The sequence below is a fragment of the Luteimonas sp. RIT-PG2_3 genome, assembly GCF_054902115.1.
The window spans coordinates 67,090-90,344 of sequence record NZ_JBUBPF010000012.1 but is presented as its reverse complement, the minus strand read 5'-3'; the positions used below and the strand labels follow the sequence as shown (position 1 = coordinate 90,344).

Genomic DNA, 23,255 nt, shown 5'->3' with positions numbered 1-23,255 from the left:
GGTGATGGAATCCTCCACTGACGTCATCATCATCGGCGCGGGCGTGGTCGGGCTTGCGAGCGCGGTGTCCCTGCTCGAATCCGGACGCAGCGTCCGCGTGCTCGAAGCCACCCGCATCGGCGCCGGCAGCTCGCATGGCAACTGCGGCACGCTGACGCCCAGTCACGCGTCGCCGCTGGCCGCGCCGGGCACGATCGGCAAGGCCCTGCGCTGGATGCTGACGCCCGATGCACCGTTCTACGTCAAGCCGCGCATCGATCCGGCGCTGTGGGCGTGGATGCTGCGTTTCGCGTCGCGCTGCAACCGTCGCGACTGGCATGCCGCGATGCTGGCCAAGGGGCGCATCCTGCAGGCATCGCGCGCAGCGTTCCCAGCGTTGGTGTCGCGCTACCAGCTCGACTGCGCGTTCGCCGAGGAAGGCTTTGCCTATGTCTTCCGCGATCCGCAGAAATTCGAACGTTATTGCCGCGACCTGCCGGCGCTGGCGGAACTGGGCATCGTCTCCGAGCCGATGGACGGGCCGGCCTACCTGCAGGTCGAACCGGCGCTGCGCGAAGGACTGGTCGGCGCGGTGCGGTTTCCCGGCGATGCCCGGCTGCGTCCGGACCACTATGTCGCCGAACTGGCGCGCGTGGTGCGCCAGCTCGGTGGCGAGATCGTCGAGCAGTGCCCGGTCGATGCGATCACCGAATCGCGCGAGCGCAGCGAGGTCGCCGCCGGTGGGCGTCGCTTTTCCGCGCGCGACGTGGTCATCGCCACCGGTGCCTGGTCGGGTCCGCTAGGCAGGGCGCTGGGATTGCGCGCGCTGGGGCGGGCGATCCAACCGGGCAAGGGCTATTCGATCACCTACAGCCGGCCGCAGCCCGCGCCGCGGCAGCCGATCGTGCTGTTCGAGCGCAGCATCTGCGTGACCACCTGGGACAGCGGCTATCGACTGGGCAGCACGATGGAGTTCTCCGGTTACGACACCCACCTGACCCCACGCCGCCTGGCCGCGCTCGAGCGCGGTGCCGGCGAGTACCTGCACGCCCCGGTCGGTGCGGAGAAGCGCGAAGAGTGGTTCGGCTGGCGTCCGCTGACCTGGGACGACCTGCCGATCATCGGGCGCATGCCCGGTCGAGATCGCCTGTGGCTGGCCACCGGGCACGGCATGATGGGAGTCAGCATGAGCGTCGCCACCGCGCGCCTGCTCGATGAGTTGATGACGGGAAAGACGCCGCATCTCGATCCCGCCCCTTACGCGATGGAGCGTTTCGCATGAACCGACCCGATGCACAGCTCCCCCCCGCAGGCGAGGCCGGCGACAACGGTGCGACGCTCGATGTCGACCTGGTCGTGCTTGGCGGCGGTTCCGGCGGTCTGGCGGCGGCGTTCCGGGCGGCGCAGCATGGCGCGCGCGTGGTCCTGCTCGAACCCGGCGAACTGGGCGGCACCTGCGTCAACGTCGGCTGCGTGCCGAAGAAGGCGATGTGGCTCGCATCGGCGCTGGGCGGGCAGATCGCGATGGCCTCGCGCCTGGGCTTCGATGTCCCGGCCGCACCGCGCTTCGACTGGCCCGCCTTCATCACCGACCGCCAGCGCTACATCGGCAACATCCACGCCAGCTATCGCCGCCGGCTCGATGCGGCCGGTGTCGTGCTGCTGCCCACGCGCGGACGCCTGCATGACCCTCATACCGTCGATACCGACGACGGCACGCGCATCACCGCGCGGCATGTGCTGCTCGCAACCGGCTCGCAGCCGCAGCGACCGGAGATCCCGGGCGCGGCGCTGGGCAGCGTGTCCGACGATTTCTTCAACTGGTGCGACGCGCCCGCGCGGGTCGCGTTGATCGGTGGCGGATATATCTCGGTCGAGCTGGCAGGCGTGCTGCAGGCACTGGGCAGCCGCGTGGATGTGTTCGTGCGCGGACAGGGCCTGCTGAGCCTGGTCGATGCCGATCTCGGCGAGCACCTGGTGCAGGCCTATCGGCACCAGGGCGTCGGCCTGTCGTTCGGTTATTCGTTGGCCGCGCTGGAACGCGACGACGCGCAACGCATCCGCCTGGTCGCCGACGATGGCAGTCGTCATGAGGGGTACGACGCCGTGCTGTTCGCGATCGGCCGCAATGCCAATACCTGGGGCATCGGCCTGGAAGAGGCGGGCGTGGCGCTCGACGCGCGTGGCAATGTCGTGGTCGATGCCTACCAGGACACCAGCGTCGCCAGCGTGCACGCGGTCGGCGATGTCACCGGGCAGGTGACCCTGACGCCGGTCGCGATCGCCGCGGCGCGTCGCCTGATGGACCGCCTGTTCGGCGGCAAGGCCGGCGCGCGCCTGGACTACGACAACATCGCCACCGCGATCTTCGCGCACCCGCCGCTGGGCATGGTCGGCCTGACCGAAGCGCAGGCGCGCAAGCAATATGGCGATGCGGTGCAGGTCTACACGACCACGTTCCGGCCGATGCTGTCGGCACTGGCCGATTCGCCGCAGCAGAGCCTGTTCAAGCTGGTCTGCGTCGGCGACCGCGCGCAGGCGCAGGACCAGCGCGTGGTCGGCATCCACCTGATGGGCGACGGTGCCGACGAGATCATCCAAGGCTTCGCGGTCGCGCTCAAGCGCGGCATTACGCTGGCCGACCTGCACGACACCGTGGCGATCCATCCGACCAGCGCCGAGGAAGTGGTGCTGATGGGCTGAGAACCTGTTCACGCTTTTGTTGCGCTTGCCATCTGGCGCGTGCGGTGCTCGAAAGAACCGCCAGGAGCGGTTCTTGACATCGCGCCAGCGATGGCCCGAAGGGTGGCCACCACGGAGGGTGGCCACAAATGCTCATGTGCCGCACGTACACTGCGCTTTCTGCCTGCTCTTCACTGGCATGCACACCACGCACCACCTGGCTACGCTCGCGACAGATCGTGGACAGGTTCTGAGGGCCGCGGCGCGACTACGCCGCACGGGGACGGGACAGGTTCGCGCGGCATGCGGCGGGGCGCAGTCGCGGCATCAGCAACATGAGCTGCACTGCATGGGTCTGGCACGACAGCCCTTACAATCAACGCCATGCACGTTCTTTATTGTTCCTGCCCGGCATCGCCGGCTTCAGACGCCCTCGCACGTCGTCGCGCGGTGGCCCGATGAGCGCGCTACGCGTGCAGGAGCAGGTGCCGCCACCCGCACCTGTGGCTCCGTCGCACCGCCTGGACCTGTATGGCGTGCTGCTGGCCGGTATCGGGGCGATCGCGTTCTCGGGCAAGGCGATCATCGTCAAGCTCGGCTATCGCTACGGCGTCGATGCGGTGACCCTGCTGGCGCTGCGGATGCTGGTGGCGTTGCCGTTCTTCGTGCTGATGGGGATCTGGGCCGCGCGCCGCGCGCAACCGCTGCTCCATGCGGACCGTTGGCGGATCCTGCTGCTGGGCGTGTTCGGTTACTACCTCGCCAGCTTCCTCGACTTCGCCGGGCTGGCCTACATCACCGCCACGCTGGAACGGCTGATCCTGTACCTGACCCCGACCCTGGTGCTGTTGATCGGCGTGGTATTCGCGCGTCGCCGGCCGAGCCGCCTGCAACTGGTCGCGCTGGCGATCAGCTATGCGGGCGTGCTGCTGGCCTTCGGCCATGACCTGCAGATCGGTGGCGCCGGCATCCTGACCGGCAGCGCGTTGGTGTTCGCCAGCGCGCTGTCGTACGCGATCTACCTGTATGGCAGCGGCGAAGTCGTCGGCCGGATCGGCGCGGTGCGCCTGACCGCCTATGCGAGCATCGTTGCCAGCGTGCTGTGCATCGCGCAGTTCCTGCTGCTGCGACCGGCCGCGAGCCTGTTCGAACTGCCGGTGCAGGTGCACTGGCTGTCGCTGCTCAACGGCACCGTCTGCACGGTGTTCCCGGTGCTGGCGGTGATGCTGGGCGTGTCCCGGATCGGCTCATCGCTGGCTGCGCAGATCGGCATGGTCGGACCGGTTTCGACGATCCTGCTGAGTCTGCTGATCCTGCACGAGCCGATGGGCGCCTGGCAGGTCGCGGGGACCGCGTTGGTGATGACCGGCGTGTTGCTGGTCAGCCGGGTGCGCCAGCGCAGCTGACCTCGGTCGCGGTACGCATGGCTGTCCCGTGTCTGCAAGGTGTCGGCGCCGTCTGCGGCAGTCCGTGCCTCAGCGGAAGCCATGTCGCCGCGTTGCGAGCACGATGACCAGTGCGACCGAAATCAATACCAGCATCATCGCCGGCAACGCACGCGTGCCCACGCCGCCCAGCAGCAGGCCGCCGATGATGCCGCCGCCGGCGATCGCGAGATTCCAAGACGTGACGATCATCGACTGCGCGATGTCCACTGCGTCCCCGGCCGCCTTCGCCGACGCGGCCTGGAACAGCGTCGGCGAGCCACCGAAGGCCAGTCCCCAGACGATGCAGGCCAGGTAGACGACCCACGGATGCTGGCTTGCCACCGCCAATGCCAGCGTGGCCAGCAGGAACAGCACGACCGTGGCGATCGTCAGCCCGCGCAGCCATCGATCCACGCGCAGCCCGACCAGGCCGATGCCGACCAGCGATGCCAGGCCGAACGTCAGCAACAGGCGGTCGACCTGGCCGGCCAATCCCACGTGTTGCGCGAACGGTGCGATGTAGGTGTACAGCAGGTTGTGCGCGAGCACGAAGGCGAACAGGGTCGCCAGCACGATCGCCACGCCGGGAATACGCAGGACGCCACCGATGCCCCGACTGGCGTCGCCGTGCTGGCCGGGGAATTCCGGCAGCACGCGGCGCGCGAGCAGCAGCAACAGCACGCTGAGCACGGACATCAGGCCGAAGGTCCAGCGCCAGCCGATCATCTGTCCAATGACGGCGCCGGCGGGAATGCCGAGCGACAACGCCAGCGGCGTTCCGACCATCGCCACCGCGATCGCACGACCGGCCTGTTCCGGCGCGACCATGCGCGCCGCGTAGCCGGCCACCAGGGCCCACAACAGGCCGGCGCTGATGCCGGCAAGGAAACGCGCGACCAGGGTCAGTCCGTAGTGCGGCGACAGCGCGGTGATCGTGTTGGCGAGGATGAAGCCGGCGATCGCGCACAGCAGCAGGCGCCGGCGCGGCCACGCGCGGGTCGCGGCCGTCAGCGGGATCGCGGTCAGCAACGACCCCAGGGCATAGACGCTGACCAGTTGCCCGGCCCAGGCTTCGGACACGCCCAGGCCCGCCCCGATCTGCGGCAGCAGACCTGCCGGCAAGGCTTCGGTCAGGATGGTGATGAATCCACCGGCGGCCAGGGCCAGCAGGCCGGTCCATGGCAGGCGGGCCTGCTGGGAAGGGGCTGCGCCCAATGCTGCAGCACCCGATGTTGGAGCAGCCGATCCTGCAGCACGTGGCAGCGCACCGCAGTCGGCGCTCATCGCGATGCCTCGCGCGCGGACAGGCTTGCGTAGATCGCATCCCGTACGTCGCCGACGAATGCGCCGGACATGCCTTCGTACAAGGTGTTGGTCAAAGCCACCACACTGATCCCGCGGGCACGATCGACGAACCAGGCATGTCCGTAGGCGCCGCCCCATCGCCAGGTCCCTGCGGACTCGGGCGATCTGGCCGCAGCAGGATCGTGAAGCACCGAGAAGCCAAGGCCGAAACCGGTTCCCGGCATGTCCGGAGGTCCGAGGTCGCCGGTCTGGTTGCGCGCCATGTCCTCGACGACCGCAGGCGGCAATAACCCGGCGCCGCCTTGGCGCAGCGTGTCGAGCAACTGCAGGAATTCGATGGCGCTGCCGACCATGCCGGCACCGCCGGATGCGAACGCGCCACGGCTGAAGGCACGCGCCGGATCGAAGGCAATACCGACGGTGTCCGGGAACGGCGCGATCGTCTCCGCCCCATGCATGCGCCGGGGCAGGGGAGCGTCGTTGATGTAGACCGCGGCCAATCGTTCCTGCGCGGTCGCGATGAAGCCGGTATCGCGCCAGCCCAGCGGCGCACCGACCAGCGCCTGCAAGGCGGCGGCCAGAGGCTGCCCGGTCGCTGCTTCGATCATGGCCCCGGCGACGTCGATACCCAGCGAGTAGCGCCATTGGCTGCCCGGAGCGAACAGCAGTGGCGCGCTGGCGAGGCGACGCAGGTTGTCCTGCAGGCTGAGGCCCACGTGGTCGAGACCGTCCGAGACACCGGCGCGTGCGTACGGGCCATTGCCATCAGACTCCAGGAAGCGATAGCCCAGCCCGGAGGTATGGGTCAGCAACTGGCGCAGGCTGATGTCGGGCACGCGGCCATCGGCAAGGGCTGGCCGGAAGTCGGGCAACCAACGGTGGATCGGGGCATCCAACTCGAGCCTGCCGGCAGCGACCAGTGCCAGTGCGGCGGTGCTGACGATCGGCTTGCTGACCGACGCCAACCGGAACAGCGTGTCCAGTTGCATCGGCCGCCCGGCTTCGCGATCGGCCAGGCCGGCTGCGTGTTGGTAAACCGGCTTGCCATCGCGCATGACCAGCACGACACAGCCGACCAAACGTCTGGACAGGGCCTGCTCGATGACGGCATCGAGCGAGGCACCAAGCGCCGCAGGCGTCTCCAGCACCGGGGCGGTCGCGAGGGCGGGGGGCATGGCGGCCGCCAGCCCGATCAGGCCGGCCGAGGCCAGCAGCTCGCGGCGGAGGCGCAGCGGCGCGTCGCCAGCATCGGAGGTCTCCGTGCCAGCGGGGGCGCTGGACGCCGGGGCGCGGCACGTGGATGAAGGGCCGGCGTGGCGGGAAGGCGGCAGGAGTGTCGACATCGAAGTAGTCCGCAGGTGAGACGGCCAGCATGGCCACCGACACTTTGAGGATAAAGAGGTCTAGAGTTCCCTGCTGTGCGGACGTTTCTGTCCGCAATGGAGGCATGCATGGAGCGTCTGGCTGGCTTGAGCGTGTTCGTGGTCGTCGCTGAAACCCGCAGCTTCGCGGCCGCGGGTCGCCAGCTCGGCATTTCCGCGTCGGCCGTCGGCAAGCGCGTCGCGCGGCTCGAGGACCGGCTGGGCGTACGCGTGTTCCATCGCAGCACGCGCAGCATCGCGCTGACGCCGGAAGGCCAGCAACTGCTGGAGCGTAGCCGGCGCATCCTCGACGAGATCGACGACATCGAGGCCGAGCTGTGCAGCCGCGCCGGTACGCCGAGCGGCGTGCTGCGCATCAGCTTGCCGCTGGTCAGTTCGCTGGTGCTGCCGGTGCTCGCCGACTTCATGCATGCCTATCCGCGCGTGCAGCTCGACCTGGATTTCAGCGACCGCCTGGTCGATGTCATCGAAGAAGGCTTCGATGTCGTCGTCCGCACCGGAGCGCCGCGCGACTCGCGACTGGTGGCGCGCAAGCTCGGTGACTTCGGCCAGCGGCTCGTGGCCTCGCCCGATTACCTTGCGCGCCATGGCACGCCGAGACAGCCGTCGGACCTGGCCACGCACCTGTGCCTGCACTATCGCTTCCCGTCGACCGGAAAGCTCGAGCAATGGCCGCTGCGCTGGCCGGACGCCGAAGCGGCGGCGCGGCTGCCGATCTCGATGGTCTGCAACAACATCGACACCCGCCTGTGTTTCGCCCAGCGTGGTCGCGGCATCGCCTGCCTGCCGGATTTCTCGGTTAACGCCGCACTGGCCGATGGCAGCCTGCACAGCGTGCTGGACGACTACATCGACTTCAGCAGCAGCTATCACCTGCTATGGCCCTCGGGTCGCCACATGCTGCCCAAGCTGCGCGTGTTCGTGGACTTCATGCAGTCGGCGATGGGACGTGCCGTGCCGACCATGGTGGCCGGTCCGGGCTGATGCCCTGAGGAGAGCAGGGGGCAGGGATGCCGGTATGCGTGCCGCACGCAGAGTTACGCACCGTTGCGCGGCGTGCACGCGGTCATGGCACCGCGGCCAGCATCCGGATATGCCGTTCCATGAAGGCCAGGCTCTGCCTGGGCTTCCAGGTGCCCGGGCTCATGACCACTTCGCCGGAGATGCCGTCGGCGAGCGCGGCGATACCGCGGCCTTCGGTCAATGCATCGAGCTTGGCCGACAGCACGCCGGCCTGCTGCAGTTCGCGGATCGCGTCGGAGAAGATCTTGGTGAAGCGCAGGTCGCGCTTGGCCTGCAGCTTCATCAGGTCGGGATTGCCGATCGCCAGGCCATTGAATGCGGTCAGCACGCGCCAGCGTTCCACCGCGGCGGCGTCCAGCGGCAGCATCTCCCGCCCCATCGCGACCAGGGTGTCGATTTCGGCCGGCCCTTGCCGGGCCTGGGCGACGCGATCGTAGACGGTGTCGAACAGCAGGTTCTTGGCAAACAGCAACAGCTCGGCCTTGCTCGAGTGGTAATGCATCACCACGCCGGTGGAGCAGCCCATCTCGCGGGCGATCTCCGCGATGCCGGCCCGTTCCACGCCCATCCTGAGGATGACCCGGCACGTCGCTTCGGCGATCTGTATCCGCCGGGCATCGTGATCGCCCTTTTTACGTCCTGCCGCCATGCCGGTGTCTTTGTTCCGCGATACTGCAATGAGGGGGATCTTAACGCGTGGCGTAGACCGAAAGCAGGGCGCGGCAGGCCGCGAATCCCACTTCACCCGGCACCGGTGCGTTGTCGCCGGCACGGATCGCATCGGCAAACGTCGCCAGTTGCAGTGCGAAATTGCCCGGCATCGCATCGCCCCGCACCTCGATCTGGCGGATGCCACGCGCATCGCTCCAGTACAGGTGGTTGCCATAGTGATGGATGCGCAGCGCGCCATGCGTGCCGTGCACATGGATGCAGCCCGGATGCGCCTGCCACTGGCCGGGCGCGACACGACCGGACACGTCCCAGCCACCACCCCAAGAAAAGTGGCCCTCGGTCGGTAGTTCGGTGGCGAAGGTGCCGTCCTCGTACAGCAGGTGGCCGAGCGCGCCATTGCCGAATTCCATCGTCATGAATTCCGGTCCCTGCGCCGCGCCCGCGCGATTGCCGCGTCCGCTGGCCGAACGGATCGGCGAGTCCATCAACCATGAAAAGGTATCGATCAGGTGGATGCCATGGTCGACCAGTCCCATGCCCGAGCCACCCGGTCCGCCGGCGGGAAAGTGCACCGGCCCCAGCGTCTGCCGACCTTCGATGCCGGTCCCGCCGATGGCGAATTCGCGCAACAGCAGGATGTCGCCCAGCCCGCCGCCGAGGATGATCTCGCGGGCCTTGATCAAGGCCGGCAGGTAGCGGTACGAGGCGCCATAACACAGCTGCACGCCATGCTGGCGACAGCCTTCGATCATGCGTTCGCAGGCGTCCACCGACAGCGACAGCGGTTTCTCGCACAGCACGTGCACGCCGGCGCGCGCGCAGGCCAGCACGGCCGCCTCGTGCGCCGATGTAGGCGTCAGCACGCAGGCGATGTCGAGTTGTTCGGCGGCCAGCATCGCGTCCACCGTGTCGTAGCCGGTCAGGCCTTCGCGCGCGACCACCGTCGCCAGGCGTTCGGCCGACGGGTCCGCGGCGGCCACGACCTCGATCAGCGGCAGGCTCCGGTAGGCCTCCAGGTGCACCTGCGCGACCGCGCCGACCCCGACCAGTCCCACCCGCAAGCGTGTGTCCATGCTGACGTCTCCCCGTGCGTTTTTAGGTATCCGACGCCAGTTGCGCCACAATTAATATAATGGTTATGATTTAAATTCGGCAAGCGGGGCTGCGGAATGCCCCTGGCCTGCAAGCCTGCTGCACTGCAGCGCCGCCAGCGCTCGGCATCCGATCCAGTCTTCATCCGATCCAGTCCTCCAGACAGAACGCCATTCCTGCCTGACCATCCAGCCAGCCACCAAAGGGCGCCATCATGAAACGCAAAGTAATCCTGACCTGCGCGGTCACGGGCGAGAACAAGTACAACCCCAAGCATCCCGCGTTTCCGATCACCCCGGAGCAGATCGCCACCGCCGCGCTGGAAGCCCAGGAGGCCGGCGCGACCGCCGTGCACCTGCACGTGCGCAATCCGCAGACCGGCCAGGGCTCGCGCGATCCGGTGCTGTTCAAGGAGTTGACCGAGCGGGTGCGTGCCAAGGGCCTGCGCGCCGTGCTCAACCTGACCTGCGGCGGCGGTGGTCTGTATGTCCCGGATCCGGAGAACGACAGCATCGCCGGGCCCGGCACCGATGTGGGCACGGTCGAGAACCGCACGGCCCACATCCGCGAAAACCTGCCGGACATGTGCTCGCTCGATGTCACCACCCAGAACCAGATGGATGGCGACTTCGAATACGTCTACCTGCACAGCCAGCGCACCCTGCGGCGCATGGCCGCCACGTTCAAGGCGCTTGGCGTCAAGCCGGAGATCGAGGTGTTCGCTCCGGGCGACATCCTGTTCGCGAACCAGATGGTGTCCGAGGGGCTGTTCGATGCGCCGCCGATGTACCAGATGGTGCTGGGCTCGCGCTGGGGCCTGCCGTCGGATGTCGAAACCATCCTGTACATGAAGCGCCTGCTGCCGCCGGGCGCACAGTGGGCGGCGTTCGGCATCGGCGCGCAGCAGATGCCGATGGTCGCGCAGTCGGTTGTGCTGGGCGGACACGCCCGCGTCGGGCTTGAAGACAATCTCTACCTGGAGCGTGGCGTGTTTGCGACCAACGCCCAACTGGTCGAGCGTGCGGTCAGGATCATCCGCGATGTCGGCTGCGAGGTGGCAACACCGGACGAAGCCCGCGCGATGCTCGGGCTGAAGCGCTAGGAGACCGCCATGACGATCCGGGAAGAAAGCCAACGCAAGTCAACAGGCACTCCCGGATACGGACAAGCTCCGTCTGTGGGCGCCCCCGCGGTGCCCACGCCACAACCACGGCGCACCATCGGCCGCTTCCAGTATTTCGCACTGGGCTTCGGATCGATCATCGGCTCGGCCTGGGTCGTGGTACTGGGCGACTGGCTGGAGGCCGCCGGGCCGCTCGGGGCCTGCCTGGCCTTCCTGGCCGGTGGCGTGCTGATGTGCCTGCTGGCGGCGGTGTACGCGGAGCTGTCGTCGCGGATGCCGGAAGCCGGCGGCGAGTTCATCTTCGCGTATCGCATCTTCGGCATCCGCGCCGGCTTCTTCGTCGGCTGGTTCGTCACGCTGCACCTGACCGCGGTCGCAGCGTTCGAGGCGATCGTGTTGCCATGGATGCTGCAGGTGCTGTTTCCCGAGCTCAAGGGACCGGCCCTGTACACGCTGATGGGCGAGCAGATCACGCTGGATGCGGTCGTTCTGGGCGCGGCCGGCGTGCTGCTGATGACCTTTCTGAACTATCGCGACGTGCGGCTGGCGGTGCGCTTCCAGAGCGTGGTCACCTACGGTTTCCTCGCGGTGGCGGTCGTGGCCCTGGCGATGGCGTCGGCCACCGGCAGCGCTGCGAACATCGCGCCGATGTTCGCCTCCGGCGGCGCGTCGCCGTGGTGGATCGGCGCCGCATGGATCTTCGCCAACACCGCGTTCTTCCTCAACGGGTTCCAGGCCATTCCGCAGGCGATCGAGGAATCCGCGCCCGGGGTGTCGGCGCAGACCATCGCGCGGATCATGATCGCGTCGGTGGTCATTGCCGTGCTGTTTTATTGCGCGGCGCTGCTGTCGGCATCGATGGCGACGCCATGGCAGCAACTGGCCGGGGCCCCGCTGGCGACCGCGGTCGCGGTGGAGCATGTGCTGCCGAACGGACTGCTGAGCCGGGTGATCCTGCTGGCGGCCGCGTTCTCGCTGCTGAAGACCTGGAACTCGGTGGTGCTGATCGCCGCACGCGTGGTGATGGCGCAGGCGCGCATCGGGCTGTTGCCGGAAACGCTGGGCAGGTTGCATCCGCGGCATGCGACGCCGGCGGCGGCGGTGCTGTTCCTGGGCTTCTTCAGCCTGGCCGGCATGCTGCTCGGTCGCGGCGCGGTGCTGCCGCTGGTCAACATGGCCTCGATCTGCCTGGCGTTCACCTTCGTGCTGGCCTGCGTTGGCGCGTTGAAGCTGCGACGCAGCGCCGCGGCGCCCGCCCCCTTCGTGGTGCCGGGCGGTACGCCGGTGCTGGTGTTCGGTGCGCTGTTCTCGCTGGCGATGTCGCTGATCGCACTGTTCGAGCCGCTGATCCGCGGGCAGGGGATTCCCCTGGAATGGATCCTGATCGTGGGCTGGGGTGTCCTCGGCTTCCTGTTCCTGGCGTGGCGCGAGCGCGCCACCCGCCTGCTGGAGTGTGCGCCATGAGACTGCTGTCGATGATGTCGTCTGCGATCGGAACGCCTAGGGTCAAGGCACTCGCAGTCAAGGAACTTGCGGGCGAGTCACCTACGGGCAAGTCACTTCGGGGCAAGGCGCCCGCAGGGCCGTGCAGTACGCGTGGCCGATGGATGCGGTCGGTGCTATTGCTGTTTGCTGGCCTGTGGTGTGCCGGCACCCTGAGCGTGGCGATGGCGGCCTCGGTGCCGGTTCCGGCGCAGGCGGCTGCCGAGCCGCGGGTCGAGCGCAACGTGTTCGTGACGATGCGCGATGGCGTGCGCCTGGCGACCGATCTCTACCTGCCGGCGACGACCACCGGGCCGGTGCCGGTCGTGCTGATCCGCACGCCCTACAGCAAGGACGCCAAGCATGCGGCCTTCCTGCGCGATCGCGATTCGATCATCCGTTTCTTCGCCGGCAACGGTTATGCGGTGGCGATCCAGGACAAGCGTGGTCGCTTCCAGTCCGAGGGCGACTACATCGTGTCGGTCGGCGATGACCTCGACGGTTACGACACCGTCGACTGGCTGTCGCGGCAGGACTGGTCGAACGCGCGCGTCGGCGCCTATGGCTGCTCCTACGAGGGCGACGTGCAACTGTTCATGGCCGGCCAGAAGCATCCGGCGCTGAAGGCGCTGATCCCGCAGGCGTCGGGCAGCGCGATGGGATCGCTTGGCGAGCAGTATCGTTACTTCGGCGTCCGTGTCGGCGGCGTGGCGGAGTGGGCAGGCAGTATCGGCTGGTTCGGCAGTCACGGGCAGAAGGTGTTCCCGCGCTTGCCGGCGGGACTGGATCGCGCCGAATACAACGCCAACGACCGTCTCTGGGAGCGTGCACGCAAGCCGTCGCCGGTCGATTTCTGGAAGGCCGTCTGGCATCTGCCGATGAAGGATGCGCTGTCGGCGCAGGGCATGCCTGCGACCGACTTCGCCGACAACATCTCGCGCGCGCCGACCGATCCGTACTGGAGCCGACTGCCGTACATGACCCCCGCATATACCTCCGACGTGCCGGCACTGTTCATCAATTCCTGGTATGACTTCGGCGCTGACATCACGCTGGCCGAGTTCAACCACCTGCGCGCGACGTCGGTGTCACAGATCGCGCGCGACCATCAGTTCGCGATCATCAGCCCGCACAGCCATTGCGATTTCGAGCGCGGCGCGTCCGAGCACACGCGTATCGGCGAGCTTGAGGTCGGCGATACCCGTTTCGACTACCGCAAGACCTACCTGACCTGGTTCGACGCCTGGCTGAAGGACGATGCATCCGCGCGCGCAGCGATCCGCGCCTGGCCGAAGCTGCGCTACTACAACATGGGCAGGAACCGCTGGCAGCAGGCCGGGCAGTGGCCGGTGGCGGGAACGGTCGAACGCGAGTTCCTGATCGACAGTACCCGAGGGGCCAACAGCCTGGCCGGCGATGGCGTGCTGCGCGAGAGGCCGGCGGAGGGCGCCGCTGCGCACGTCGCCGGGTCGGACGCCGACCGCTTCGTCTACGACCCTGCCAACCCGGTGCCTTCGCGGGGCGGCTCGATGTGCTGTACGGGCAGTCCCGATGCCGTTGCCGGAGCGCTCGACCAGCGTCCGGTCGAGGCGCGCAGCGACGTGCTGGTCTACACCTCCGAGCCGCTGGTGCAGGCGCTGGATGTCACCGGCATCCCGCGGGTCGTCCTGCATGTCTCGTCCGATGTCGTCGATACCGACTTCACCGCCAAGCTCGTCGACGTGCACCCGGATGGGCGCGCGTTCAACATCCTCGAAGGCATTCTGCGCGCGCGCTACCGCGAGGGCCAGGACAGGGAAGTATGGATGGCACCGGGTGGTGTCTACGAGGTAACGGTGCCGCTGGGCGCGACCAGTAACGTGTTCCTGCCCGGCCACCGGATCAGGCTCGAGATTTCCAGCAGCAACTTCCCGCGCTTCGACCGCAACCTCAACCTCGGCGGCATCAATGCCGAGCAAACGACGTGGCGGATCGCCAACAACACCATCCACCACACGCCGGAACTGCGCTCGCGCCTGTTGCTTCCGGTCGTACCGGCACAGGTCAAACGATGAACAGAACCCGCGCTTTCCTTGGGCGACGGCCCACGCTCGGCGCCCGCGTCTACATCGATCCGGCGGCGACCGTGATCGGCAACGTCGAGCTGGGCGAGGACGTCTCGGTCTGGCCTGGCGCGGTGATCCGCGGCGACGTCAACAGCATCCGCATCGGTGCGCGCACCAATGTGCAGGACGGCACCATCATCCACGTCAACGATCCTTCGCCGCAGCACCCGGAGGGGCAGCCGACGGTGATCGGGGCGGACGTGACGATCGGGCACGGCTGCATCATCCATGCCTGCACGCTGGAAGACCGCTGCCTGATCGGCATGGGCGCCTGCATCCTCGACGGCGCCATCGTCAGGACGCACGGCTTCGTCGGCGCGGGCGCGGTCGTGCCACCGGGCAAGATCGTCGGTGAAGGCGAGTTGTGGCTGGGCAGCCCGGCGCGCTGCGTGCGCACGCTGGGCGAGCAGGAGATCCAGGGCCTGCAGGATTCAGCCGATCACTACGCCAGCCTCAAGGACATCTATCTTGCCGAATGGGCGGACGAGGCTGGGGCGTAAGCCCGGCGGACGAACCACGCGACGGGCAGGCGGAGCAGATCGACAGCAGCAGGCCGACAGCAGCAGGTGGACCCACGCGGCAGGCGGTCACCACGGACCGCCTGCCGCCTTGCCGGATCAGACTTCCAGCGTCGCCAGGTCGCCCTTGTTCTCCAGCCGCGCCAGGCAATTTTTCCCGGCGTGGGCATGCCGAGGCCGTCGCCACGGCAGGCGGTGATGACGCGCCGCTTTCCACATTGCAGGATCAGACTTCGAGTGTCGCCAAGTCGCCCTTGTTCTCCAGCCACGCCTTCCGGTCACCCGCACGCTTCTTCGCCAACAGCATGTCCATCAGCGAGCGGGTCTCGCCATCGTCGTCGATGGTCAGCTGGACCAGGCGGCGGGTATCGGGATGGATCGTCGATTCGCGCAGCTGCTGCGGATTCATTTCGCCCAGGCCCTTGAAGCGGGTGACGTTGATCGCGCCACGCATCTTTTCGCGTTCGACCTTTTCCAGCAGCAGGCGCTTTTCTTCTTCGTCCAGCGCATAGAACACCTGCTTGCCGACGTCGACGCGGAACAGCGGCGGCATCGCCACGAAGATGTTGCCCGCGCGTACCAGTGCCGGGAAATGCTGCAGGAACAACGCCGTCAGCAGCGTCGCGATGTGCAGGCCATCGGAGTCGGCGTCGGCCAGGATCACGACCTTGCCGTAGCGCAGGCCGCTGATGTCGTCCTTGCCCGGATCGCAACCGATCGCGATCGCCAGGTTGTGCACTTCGTCTGACGCCAGTACCGAGGTACTGGCCACTTCCCAGGTGTTGAGGATCTTGCCGCGCAGCGGCAGGATCGCCTGGAAATCCTTGTCGCGCGCCTGCTTGGCGCTGCCACCCGCGGAGTCGCCCTCGACCAGGAACAGCTCGGTCCGCGACAGGTCCTGGCTGATGCAGTCGGCCAGCTTGCCGGGCAGGGCCGGGCCCTGGGTGACCTTCTTGCGGACGATCTGCTTCTCGGTCTTCAGGCGCGCGCTGGCGCGTTCGATCGCCAGCTGCGCGATGCGCTCGCCCAGTTCGGTGTGCTGGTTCAGCCACAGCGAGAAGGCGTCGTGTGCGGCGCCCTCGACGAAGCCGGCGGCCTGGCGCGACGACAGCCGCTCCTTGGTCTGGCCGCTGAATTGCGGGTCGGTCATCTTGACGCTGAGCACGAAGGCGACGCGGTCCCAGACATCTTCCGGCGCAAGCTTGACGCCGCGCGGCAACAGGTTGCGGAAGTCGCAGAACTCGCGCAGCGCGTCGGTGAAGCCGGTGCGCAGGCCGTTGACGTGGGTGCCGTGCTGCGCGGTCGGGATCAGGTTGACGTAGCTTTCCTGCACCAGCTCGCCATCGACGACCCAGGCCACGGCCCAGTCGACGGTCTCGGTGTCCTTTTTCAATGCGCCGACGAACAGCTCCGGCGGCAGCAGTTCACGTTCGGTCAGCTCGCCGCGCAGGTAGTCGCGCAGCCCGTCCTCGTAATGCCACTGGTCGCGCTCGCCGGTGGCCTCGTCCAGCAGGGTTACCGTCAGGCCGGGACACAGCACGGCCTTGGCGCGCAGCAGGTGGCGGATCGCGCGCACGCTGAATTTGGGGGTGTCGAAATACTTCGGGTCCGGCCAGAAGCGCAACCGCGTACCGGTGTTCTTCTTGCCGACGGTACCGACGGTCTCCAGCGGGGTGGCGCGATCGCCATCCTTGAACGACATCCGGTACTCGTTGCCCTCGCGCTTGATGAAGACATCCACATGCAGCGACAGCGCATTGACCACGCTGACGCCGACGCCGTGCAGGCCGCCGCTGAAGGTGTAGTTCTTGTTACTGAACTTTCCGCCGGCATGCAGCCGGGTCAGGATCAGCTCGATGCCCGGGATCTTCTCTTCGGGATGGATGTCCACCGGCATGCCGCGGCCGTCGTCGCTGACCTCGCAGCTGCCGTCCTTGAACAGCGTCACCGAGATCTCGCGCGCATGGCCGGCCAGGGCCTCGTCGACCGCGTTGTCGATGACCTCCTGCGCCAGGTGGTTCGGGCGGGTGGTGTCGGTGTACATGCCCGGACGGCGTTTGACCGGATCCAGGCCGGAAAGAACTTCAATGTCGGCGGCGTTGTAGCGGGAATTCATCGATGCTGCAGTCGTCTGGGAGGGCGTTGGGAGCGCGCCAGAATGGGCTGCGTGACCGGAGCGGTCAAGGTTGGCGACAGGTCGTGGCGGCCGCGCCGGCACGCCGGGGCGACCGGGCCCTGTGAAGCGGCCGGGCGACCGGGCGGCGGCCGGGCACACGTGTGTCCTGTGCCGGTCCGTGGCGCGGTGTGATGCGATAAAACCCTTTCCTGGCCAATGTGTTAGCGTCACGTGCAGGTGGGGTGAGGTAGTCGTTGTTCAGCGCTGGCTGCGCGCCAGGGGGCTAGGTTGGGGGCGTCGCGGCGACCGCAGCGACCGGAGTGCGGGCCTTGAATGCCCGCCGCCCCACCCATCCGGAGACACCGACATGACCCAGCGCACATCCCCATTTGCCGCCCTTGCTGTCAGCGCCGTGATCGCATGCGCCGCGCCTGCCGCGTTTGCGCAGGATGCCCGCACCCAGGAGGCCGCGCAGGAAGCCAACCGCGCCGCCCAGGCTGCCCAGATCGATGCCGAGGCCGCCGAGCAGGCCGCCAAGACGGCCGAGCAGGCCGCCGAACACGCCCGCGAGAAGGAGGCCGAGCACCGCAAGCAGGCTCATCGCAACCACGAGACGGCCGCGCCGCCCCAGCAGGCGCGCCCGCCGGAGACCACCCAGGCCGCCGAACCCGAAGAGGAAGATCCGGCCTGATGCAAGGGCTACCCGGGCGCGGCTACAGCGGTCATGCCCCACACGCAACGCCCCGGCCGGTCCGGGGTGTTGTCGTGCTTATCCGTGCTTGTCGGTGCGTGGAGCCGCATGGGCGCGTGGAGTTCCGGTGGCCCTGAGTAGCTGAGTGACCGCGTCGATGGGCGTCCGCCGGTCGCGGCGCACCCGGACGCAATCCAAACAGGGCAGTTGTCCCCGCTTGCCTGTAGAATGGGGATTTCCAGCGGGTCGCCGATCCCATGACTTCCCCCACTTCCGTCACCCCGCTCATCTTCGTTACCGGAGGCGTCGTCTCGTCGCTCGGTAAGGGCATCGCCGCCGCCTCGCTGGCCGCGATCCTGGAGGCCCGAGGCCTGCGCGTGACGATGATGAAGCTCGATCCCTATATCAATGTCGATCCGGGCACGATGAGCCCGTTCCAGCATGGCGAGGTCTACGTCACCGACGACGGGGCCGAGACCGACCTCGACCTGGGCCATTACGAGCGTTTCATCAATGTCCGCCTGTCCGGCAAGAACTCGATCACGACCGGCAAGATCTACGAGAGCGTGATCCGCAAGGAGCGCCGCGGCGACTACCTGGGCGCGACCGTGCAGGTCATCCCGCACATCACCGACGAGATCAAGCGCTGCATCGACGCCGCCACCCAGGGCTTCGACGTCGCCCTGGTCGAGATCGGCGGCACCGTCGGCGACATCGAGTCGCTGCCGTTCCTGGAGGCGATCCGCCAGATCCGCACCGATCGCGGCGCCGACAAGGCACTGTTCATGCACCTGACCCTGGTGCCGTATATCGCGGCCGCCGGCGAGCTCAAGACCAAGCCGACCCAGCATTCGGTCAAGGAACTGCGCTCGATCGGCATCCAGCCCGACGTGCTGCTGTGCCGCAGCGAGCAGCCGCTGCCTGATGGCGAGCGCCGCAAGATCGCATCGTTCACCAATGTCTCCGAGAAGGCGGTGATCTCGGCGATCGATCTCGACAACATCCACAAGATCCCGATGTGGCTGCATGCGCAGGGGCTGGACGCGATCGTCGTCGAGCGCCTCGGGCTGGCCGACAAGGCGCTGCCGCATGCCGACCTGTCGGAATGGCAGGACGTCGTCGATGCCGCCGAGCATCCGATCGATACCGTCAACATCGCCGTCGTCGGCAAGTACGTCGACCATAAGGACGCCTACAAGTCGGTCGGCGAAGCGCTCAAGCATGGCGGCATCCGCCAGCGCAGCCGCGTCAACCTGCACTGGATCGAATCGCAGGACATCGAGCGCGATGGCGCCGAACAGGTGCTGGCGGGCGTCGACGGCATCCTGGTGCCGGGCGGTTTCGGCGATCGCGGTTTCGAGGGCAAGGTGCTGGCGGCGCAGTACGCGCGCGAGCGCGGCGTGCCTTATTTCGGCATCTGCTACGGCATGCAGGCCGCGGTGGTCGACGTCGCGCGCCACCTGGCCGGCCTGGAAGGCGCCAACAGCACCGAGAACGACAAGCAGTCCGCGCATCCGGTGATCGGCCTGATCACCGAGTGGCGCACCCAGACCGGTGAAGTCGAGCGCCGCAGCGCCGATGGCGACCTCGGTGGTTCGATGCGGCTGGGCCTGCAGGAACAACGCCTGAAGCCGGGCACACGTTCGCGCGAGATCTACGGCAAAGATGTCGTCGGCGAACGTCACCGCCATCGCTACGAATTCAACAACCGCTATCGTACCCAGCTTGAAGATGCAGGCCTGGTGATCTCCGGCAAGTCGATGGACGACCTGCTGGTCGAGATGATCGAACTGCCGAACCATCCGTGGTTCATCGCCTGCCAGGCGCATCCCGAGTTCCTGTCGACGCCGCGCAATGGCCACCCGCTATTCATCGGCTTCGTCCGCGCCGCGCGCGAGCACCAGGCCGGCGGCAAACTGCTGAAGGAGGCCCAGGCATGAAGCTTTGTGGATTCGAGGTCGGGCTGGACCAGCCGTTCTTCCTGATCGCCGGACCCTGCGTCATCGAGTCCGAGCAGTTGCAGATCGACGTCGCCGGACAGCTGAAGCAGATCACCGGCGAGCTCGGCATCCACTTCATCTTCAAGTCCAGCTTCGACAAGGCCAACCGCACGTCCGGCACCAGCTTCCGCGGCCCCGGCATGGAAGTTGGCCTGCGCGTGCTGGCCGAGGTCAAGCGCCAGATCGGCGTGCCGGTGTTGACCGATGTGCACGAGTACACGCCGATGGACGAGGTCGCCTCGGTCGTCGACGTGCTGCAGACGCCTGCGTTCCTGGTGCGCCAGACCGACTTCATCCGCAAGGTCTGCGCGGCCGGCAAGCCGGTCAACATCAAGAAGGGCCAGTTCCTGTCGCCGTGGGACATGAAGCCGGTCGTCGAAAAGGCCAAGTCCACCGGCAACCACGACATCATGGTCTGCGAGCGCGGTGCGAGCTTTGGCTACAACAACCTGGTCAGCGACATGCGTTCGCTGTCGGTGATGCGCGATACCGGCTGCCCGGTGGTGTTCGACGCGACCCATTCGGTGCAGTTGCCGGGCGGGCAGGGCAACAGCTCCGGCGGCCAGCGCGAGTTCGTGCCGGTGCTGGCGCGTGCGGCGGTGGCGGTCGGCGTTGCCGGCGTGTTCATGGAAACCCATCCCAAGCCCGAGGAAGCGCTCAGCGACGGTCCCAACGCCTGGCCGCTGCACAAGATGCGCGCGCTGCTGGAAACGATGCTGGAACTCGATCGCATCACCAAGAAGAACGGGTTCCTGGAGAGCTCGCTCTGATGGACAGACCCAGGCGGCGCATGGCGGTGATGGCGAAGACGCGCGTTGCGTTCGCCGGACTGTCTGCGCTGCTGTTGTTGGCATCGTTCCAGGCCAATGCCTGCCGTCTCGTTGGCGGCGCGAAGTGGCCGACGCTGGCGGAACTGACGGACATGTCGTCCCTGGTGTTTGTCGCGCGTATCGGCCCCACGCCCCCTGCGGCGGCAGCATCGCCGTCGCACGCCGATGGCGGCCCGCCTGGCCAGGGCCACGACGTCGAGGGCCATGACGTCGTCGCCGCCAGCGTGCAGCGCGTGTTGAGGGGCCATTTGCCGGTTGCCGGCGTATGGCTGCGGCAGGCCCTCAACAACTGCGAGGGACCGTTCCTGGATCACGATACCGACTACCTGGTGTTCACCACCCAGCCTGTCGAAAGCGATGCCGTGCTTATTCCATTCAAGGGCTCGTTCCCCCTTGATCATTCTTCCTTATCCGTGGCCGACCTCAAGCAGGTCGAAGCCCGGCTCAACCAAGAGGCCAGCCTGACACCATGACTTCGATCCAGTCCATCCACGCCCGTGAAATCCTCGACTCCCGTGGCAACCCGACCCTCGAAGCCGAAGTCACGCTGAGCGATGGCAGCTTCGGCCGCGCCGCCGTGCCGTCGGGCGCGTCGACCGGCGCGAAGGAAGCCGTGGAACTGCGCGATGGCGACAAGACCCGTTACCTGGGCAAGGGTGTGCAGAAGGCCGTCGCCAACATCAACGGCACCATCGCCGAGACCTTGAAGGGCTTCGATGCCGCCGACCAGGCCGGCCTCGACAAGCGCCTGATCGATCTCGACGGCACCGAGAACAAGGGGCGCCTGGGCGCGAATGCGCTGCTCGGCGTCTCGATGGCGAACGCGCACGCGCTGGCCGCGTCGCGCAAGCTGCCGCTGTGGAAGCTGCTGGCCGGCGATCGTGCGCCGGTGCTGCCGGTGCCGATGATGAACATCATCAACGGCGGCGCGCATGCCGACAACAATGTCGACTTCCAGGAATTCATGGTGCTGCCGGTCGGCTTTTCGACGTTTTCCGAATCACTGCGCGCAGGCACCGAGATCTTCCACGCGCTGAAGTCGGTGCTCAAGGGCCACGGCCTGAGCACGGCGGTCGGCGACGAAGGCGGCTTTGCCCCGGATTTCCGCAGCAATGTCGAGGCGCTCGACACCATCCTCGAGGCCATCGGCCGGGCCGGCTACAGCGCCGGCGACGACGTGCTGCTGGGCCTGGACGTGGCCTCCAGCGAATTCCACGACAACGGCAAGTACCACCTGGTCGGCGAGAACAAGCGCCTGACCTCGGAGCAGTTCGTGGACTTCCTGGCCGACTGGTCGGCGCAGTATCCGATCATCACCATCGAAGACGGCATGGCCGAGGACGACTGGACCGGCTGGAAGCAGCTGACCGACCGCATCGGCAGCAAGGTGCAGCTGGTCGGCGACGATCTGTTCGTCACCAACCCGAAGATCTTCAAGGAAGGCATCGACAGCCACACCGCGAACGCGATCCTGATCAAGGTCAACCAGATCGGCACGCTGACCGAGACGCTGGAAGCGATCGCGATGGCCGACGCGGCCAATTACGCGTCGATCGTGTCGCACCGCTCCGGCGAGACCGAGGACACCACGATCGCCGACATCGCGGTCGCGACCACGGCGACCCAGATCAAGACCGGTTCGCTGTGCCGCAGCGATCGCGTCGCCAAGTACAACCAGCTGCTGCGCATCGAAGAGCAGCTGGGTGCGGGGGCGAAGTACGCCGGCCGCGACGCGTTCGTCTCGCTGAAGCGCTGAGCGGGCCACCTCGACGATGCGTGGTCTACGGATCGCACTGCTGGTGCTGCTCGCGCTGCTGGCGTGGTTGCAGTACCGGCTGTGGTTCGGCAACGGCGGCGCACGCGAGGTCGAGGCCCTGCAGGGCCGGGTCGAGGCGCAGGCGCGCCAGAACGAAGGCCTGCAGCAGCGCAATGCCTCGTTGGCGGCCGAAGTGACCGACCTCAAGTCCGGCGAAGCCGCGATCGAAGAGCGTGCGCGCAGCGAGCTGGGCATGGTCAAGCCCGGCGAGAAGTTCTATCGCGTGGTCGACGACGAGCGTTCGACGTCGACCGCGCAGCCGCCACCCGCGCTGGCCGAACCGGCGCCGACGCCGTGAACAGGACGGCGCCATGAGCTGGGTCATCGTGCCGGCGGCGGGACGCGGCCTGCGGTTCGGCGGCGACGTGCCCAAGCAATACCTCACGGTGGCCGGCATGCCGGTGATCGAACATACCCTGCAGGCCCTGTTGTCGCATCGCGGTATCAGTGGCGCGGTCGTTGTCCTGGCCGAGGCCGATCCGCACTGGCCCGGCTGGCGCGAGATCGCCGGCAAGCCGGTGATCGCCTGCATCGGCGGCGCGGCCCGTGCCGATTCGGTGCTGGCCGGCCTGACCGCGTTGCCCGACAGCGTGCGCCCGGACGATTTCGTGCTGGTCCATGATGCTGCCCGCCCGAACCTGCAGCAGGACGACCTGGATGCGCTGCTCGAGCGTGGGCGTGCCGACCCGGTCGGCGCGATCCTGGCCGCGCCGGTGCGCGACACCCTGAAGCGTGGCGGCGACGATGGCGGCATCGACGGCACCGAACCGCGCGAGCGCCTGTGGCGCGCGCTGACGCCGCAGCTGTTCCGTCGCCTGCAACTGGCCCGTGCGCTGCAGTCCGCGCACGAGTCCGGCGTGCAGGTCACCGACGAATCGATGGCCATGGAGCGGCAGGGCCTGCGTCCGCTGCTGGTCGAAGGCAGCGAAGACAACTTCAAGATCACCACGCCGGCCGACCTGGCGTATTTCGAATACCTCCTTTCCCGGCGTCCGCTCCCGTAGCAGCGACC

The 23,255-nt window shown here is 67.6% G+C and carries 20 protein-coding genes; 15 read left to right on the top strand and 5 right to left on the bottom strand.

Going from position 1 to position 23,255, the window contains the following annotated elements; all coding sequences use genetic code 11:
• Positions 1–4 precede the first annotated feature (4 nt).
• The 3 genes from ACYX7E_RS16315 (at position 5) to ACYX7E_RS16305 (ending at position 4,067) form a co-directional block, all read left to right on the top strand.
• Positions 5–1,261 carry an NAD(P)/FAD-dependent oxidoreductase gene (locus tag ACYX7E_RS16315; protein ID WP_462081657.1) on the top strand — a complete coding sequence of 419 codons (1,257 nt, stop codon included), beginning with the start codon at positions 5–7 and terminating at the stop codon, positions 1,259–1,261.
• Entirely contained in the window at positions 1,258–2,682 is a 1,425-nt protein-coding gene (gene gorA / locus ACYX7E_RS16310) for a glutathione-disulfide reductase (protein ID WP_462081656.1), read from the top strand. Before ACYX7E_RS16315 ends, gorA begins: the two co-directional genes overlap by 4 nt.
• 437 nt (positions 2,683–3,119) lie before the next feature.
• Positions 3,120–4,067 carry a DMT family transporter gene (locus tag ACYX7E_RS16305; protein ID WP_462081655.1) on the top strand — a complete coding sequence of 316 codons (948 nt, stop codon included), beginning with the start codon at positions 3,120–3,122 and terminating at the stop codon, positions 4,065–4,067.
• A 69-nt stretch (positions 4,068–4,136) separates the two neighbouring features.
• Here the strand turns inward: ACYX7E_RS16305 and ACYX7E_RS16300 are convergent, their stop codons facing one another.
• Together ACYX7E_RS16300 and ACYX7E_RS16295 are read right to left on the bottom strand one after the other, a co-directional pair.
• Positions 4,137–5,372, bottom strand: a complete 1,236-nt coding sequence (locus ACYX7E_RS16300) for an MFS transporter (protein ID WP_462081654.1) — start codon at positions 5,370–5,372, stop codon at positions 4,137–4,139.
• Complete coding sequence (locus ACYX7E_RS16295) at positions 5,369–6,568, bottom strand: serine hydrolase domain-containing protein (protein ID WP_462081653.1); 1,200 nt, start codon at positions 6,566–6,568, stop codon at positions 5,369–5,371. Before ACYX7E_RS16295 ends, ACYX7E_RS16300 begins: the two co-directional genes overlap by 4 nt.
• Positions 6,569–6,844: 276 nt before the next feature.
• On the opposite strand from ACYX7E_RS16295, the gene ACYX7E_RS16290 reads away from it, so the two are divergent.
• On the top strand, positions 6,845–7,759 hold the full coding sequence (locus ACYX7E_RS16290) for a LysR family transcriptional regulator (protein ID WP_462081652.1): 915 nt from the start codon (positions 6,845–6,847) through the stop codon (positions 7,757–7,759).
• An 82-nt stretch (positions 7,760–7,841) separates the two neighbouring features.
• On the opposite strand, the gene ACYX7E_RS16285 is transcribed toward ACYX7E_RS16290, so the two are convergent.
• Complete coding sequence (locus ACYX7E_RS16285) at positions 7,842–8,447, bottom strand: TetR/AcrR family transcriptional regulator (protein ID WP_462081651.1); 606 nt, start codon at positions 8,445–8,447, stop codon at positions 7,842–7,844.
• Between the two features lie 40 nt (positions 8,448–8,487).
• A complete protein-coding gene (locus ACYX7E_RS16280; protein WP_462081650.1) occupies positions 8,488–9,543 on the bottom strand; it encodes a Gfo/Idh/MocA family protein in 1,056 nt (351 codons plus the stop codon).
• A 233-nt stretch (positions 9,544–9,776) separates the two neighbouring features.
• On the opposite strand from ACYX7E_RS16280, the gene ACYX7E_RS16275 reads away from it, so the two are divergent.
• From ACYX7E_RS16275 to ACYX7E_RS16260, 4 genes are all read left to right on the top strand, one after another.
• Positions 9,777–10,664 carry a beta-keto acid cleavage family enzyme gene (locus ACYX7E_RS16275; protein WP_462081649.1) on the top strand — a complete coding sequence of 296 codons (888 nt, stop codon included), beginning with the start codon at positions 9,777–9,779 and terminating at the stop codon, positions 10,662–10,664.
• A 90-nt stretch (positions 10,665–10,754) separates the two neighbouring features.
• Entirely contained in the window at positions 10,755–12,149 is a 1,395-nt protein-coding gene (locus ACYX7E_RS16270) for an APC family permease (RefSeq protein WP_462081648.1), read from the top strand.
• Between the two features lie 152 nt (positions 12,150–12,301).
• On the top strand, positions 12,302–14,221 hold the full coding sequence (locus ACYX7E_RS16265; protein ID WP_462081647.1) for a CocE/NonD family hydrolase: 1,920 nt from the start codon (positions 12,302–12,304) through the stop codon (positions 14,219–14,221).
• Entirely contained in the window at positions 14,218–14,772 is a 555-nt protein-coding gene (locus tag ACYX7E_RS16260; protein WP_462081646.1) for a gamma carbonic anhydrase family protein, read from the top strand. Before ACYX7E_RS16265 ends, ACYX7E_RS16260 begins: the two co-directional genes overlap by 4 nt.
• Before the next feature lie 244 nt (positions 14,773–15,016).
• Here the strand turns inward: ACYX7E_RS16260 and parE are convergent, their stop codons facing one another.
• Positions 15,017–16,906, bottom strand: a complete 1,890-nt coding sequence (parE, locus tag ACYX7E_RS16255; RefSeq protein WP_462081645.1) for a DNA topoisomerase IV subunit B — start codon at positions 16,904–16,906, stop codon at positions 15,017–15,019.
• A 367-nt stretch (positions 16,907–17,273) separates the two neighbouring features.
• Here parE and ACYX7E_RS16250 point away from each other — a divergent pair, with 367 nt between their 5' ends.
• From ACYX7E_RS16250 to ispD, 7 genes are all read left to right on the top strand, one after another.
• Positions 17,274–17,597 (top strand): hypothetical protein, encoded by a 324-nt coding sequence (locus ACYX7E_RS16250; protein WP_462081644.1) that lies wholly within the window; start codon positions 17,274–17,276, stop codon positions 17,595–17,597.
• Between the two features lie 257 nt (positions 17,598–17,854).
• Complete coding sequence (locus tag ACYX7E_RS16245; protein WP_462081643.1) at positions 17,855–19,537, top strand: CTP synthase; 1,683 nt, start codon at positions 17,855–17,857, stop codon at positions 19,535–19,537.
• The gene (kdsA, locus tag ACYX7E_RS16240) at positions 19,534–20,367 is read left to right on the top strand and encodes a 3-deoxy-8-phosphooctulonate synthase (protein WP_462081642.1); all 834 of its coding nucleotides are present in this window, start codon (positions 19,534–19,536) and stop codon (positions 20,365–20,367) included. Before ACYX7E_RS16245 ends, kdsA begins: the two co-directional genes overlap by 4 nt.
• A gap of 20 nt (positions 20,368–20,387) precedes the next feature.
• A complete protein-coding gene (locus ACYX7E_RS16235) occupies positions 20,388–20,900 on the top strand; it encodes a hypothetical protein (RefSeq protein WP_462081641.1) in 513 nt (170 codons plus the stop codon).
• Positions 20,897–22,183 carry a phosphopyruvate hydratase gene (eno, locus tag ACYX7E_RS16230; RefSeq protein WP_462081640.1) on the top strand — a complete coding sequence of 429 codons (1,287 nt, stop codon included), beginning with the start codon at positions 20,897–20,899 and terminating at the stop codon, positions 22,181–22,183. Before ACYX7E_RS16235 ends, eno begins: the two co-directional genes overlap by 4 nt.
• Positions 22,184–22,199: 16 nt before the next feature.
• Positions 22,200–22,541 (top strand): cell division protein FtsB, encoded by a 342-nt coding sequence (gene ftsB / locus ACYX7E_RS16225; RefSeq protein ID WP_462081639.1) that lies wholly within the window; start codon positions 22,200–22,202, stop codon positions 22,539–22,541.
• Between the two features lie 13 nt (positions 22,542–22,554).
• Entirely contained in the window at positions 22,555–23,247 is a 693-nt protein-coding gene (ispD, locus tag ACYX7E_RS16220; RefSeq protein WP_462081638.1) for a 2-C-methyl-D-erythritol 4-phosphate cytidylyltransferase, read from the top strand.
• Positions 23,248–23,255: the final 8 nt, after the last annotated feature.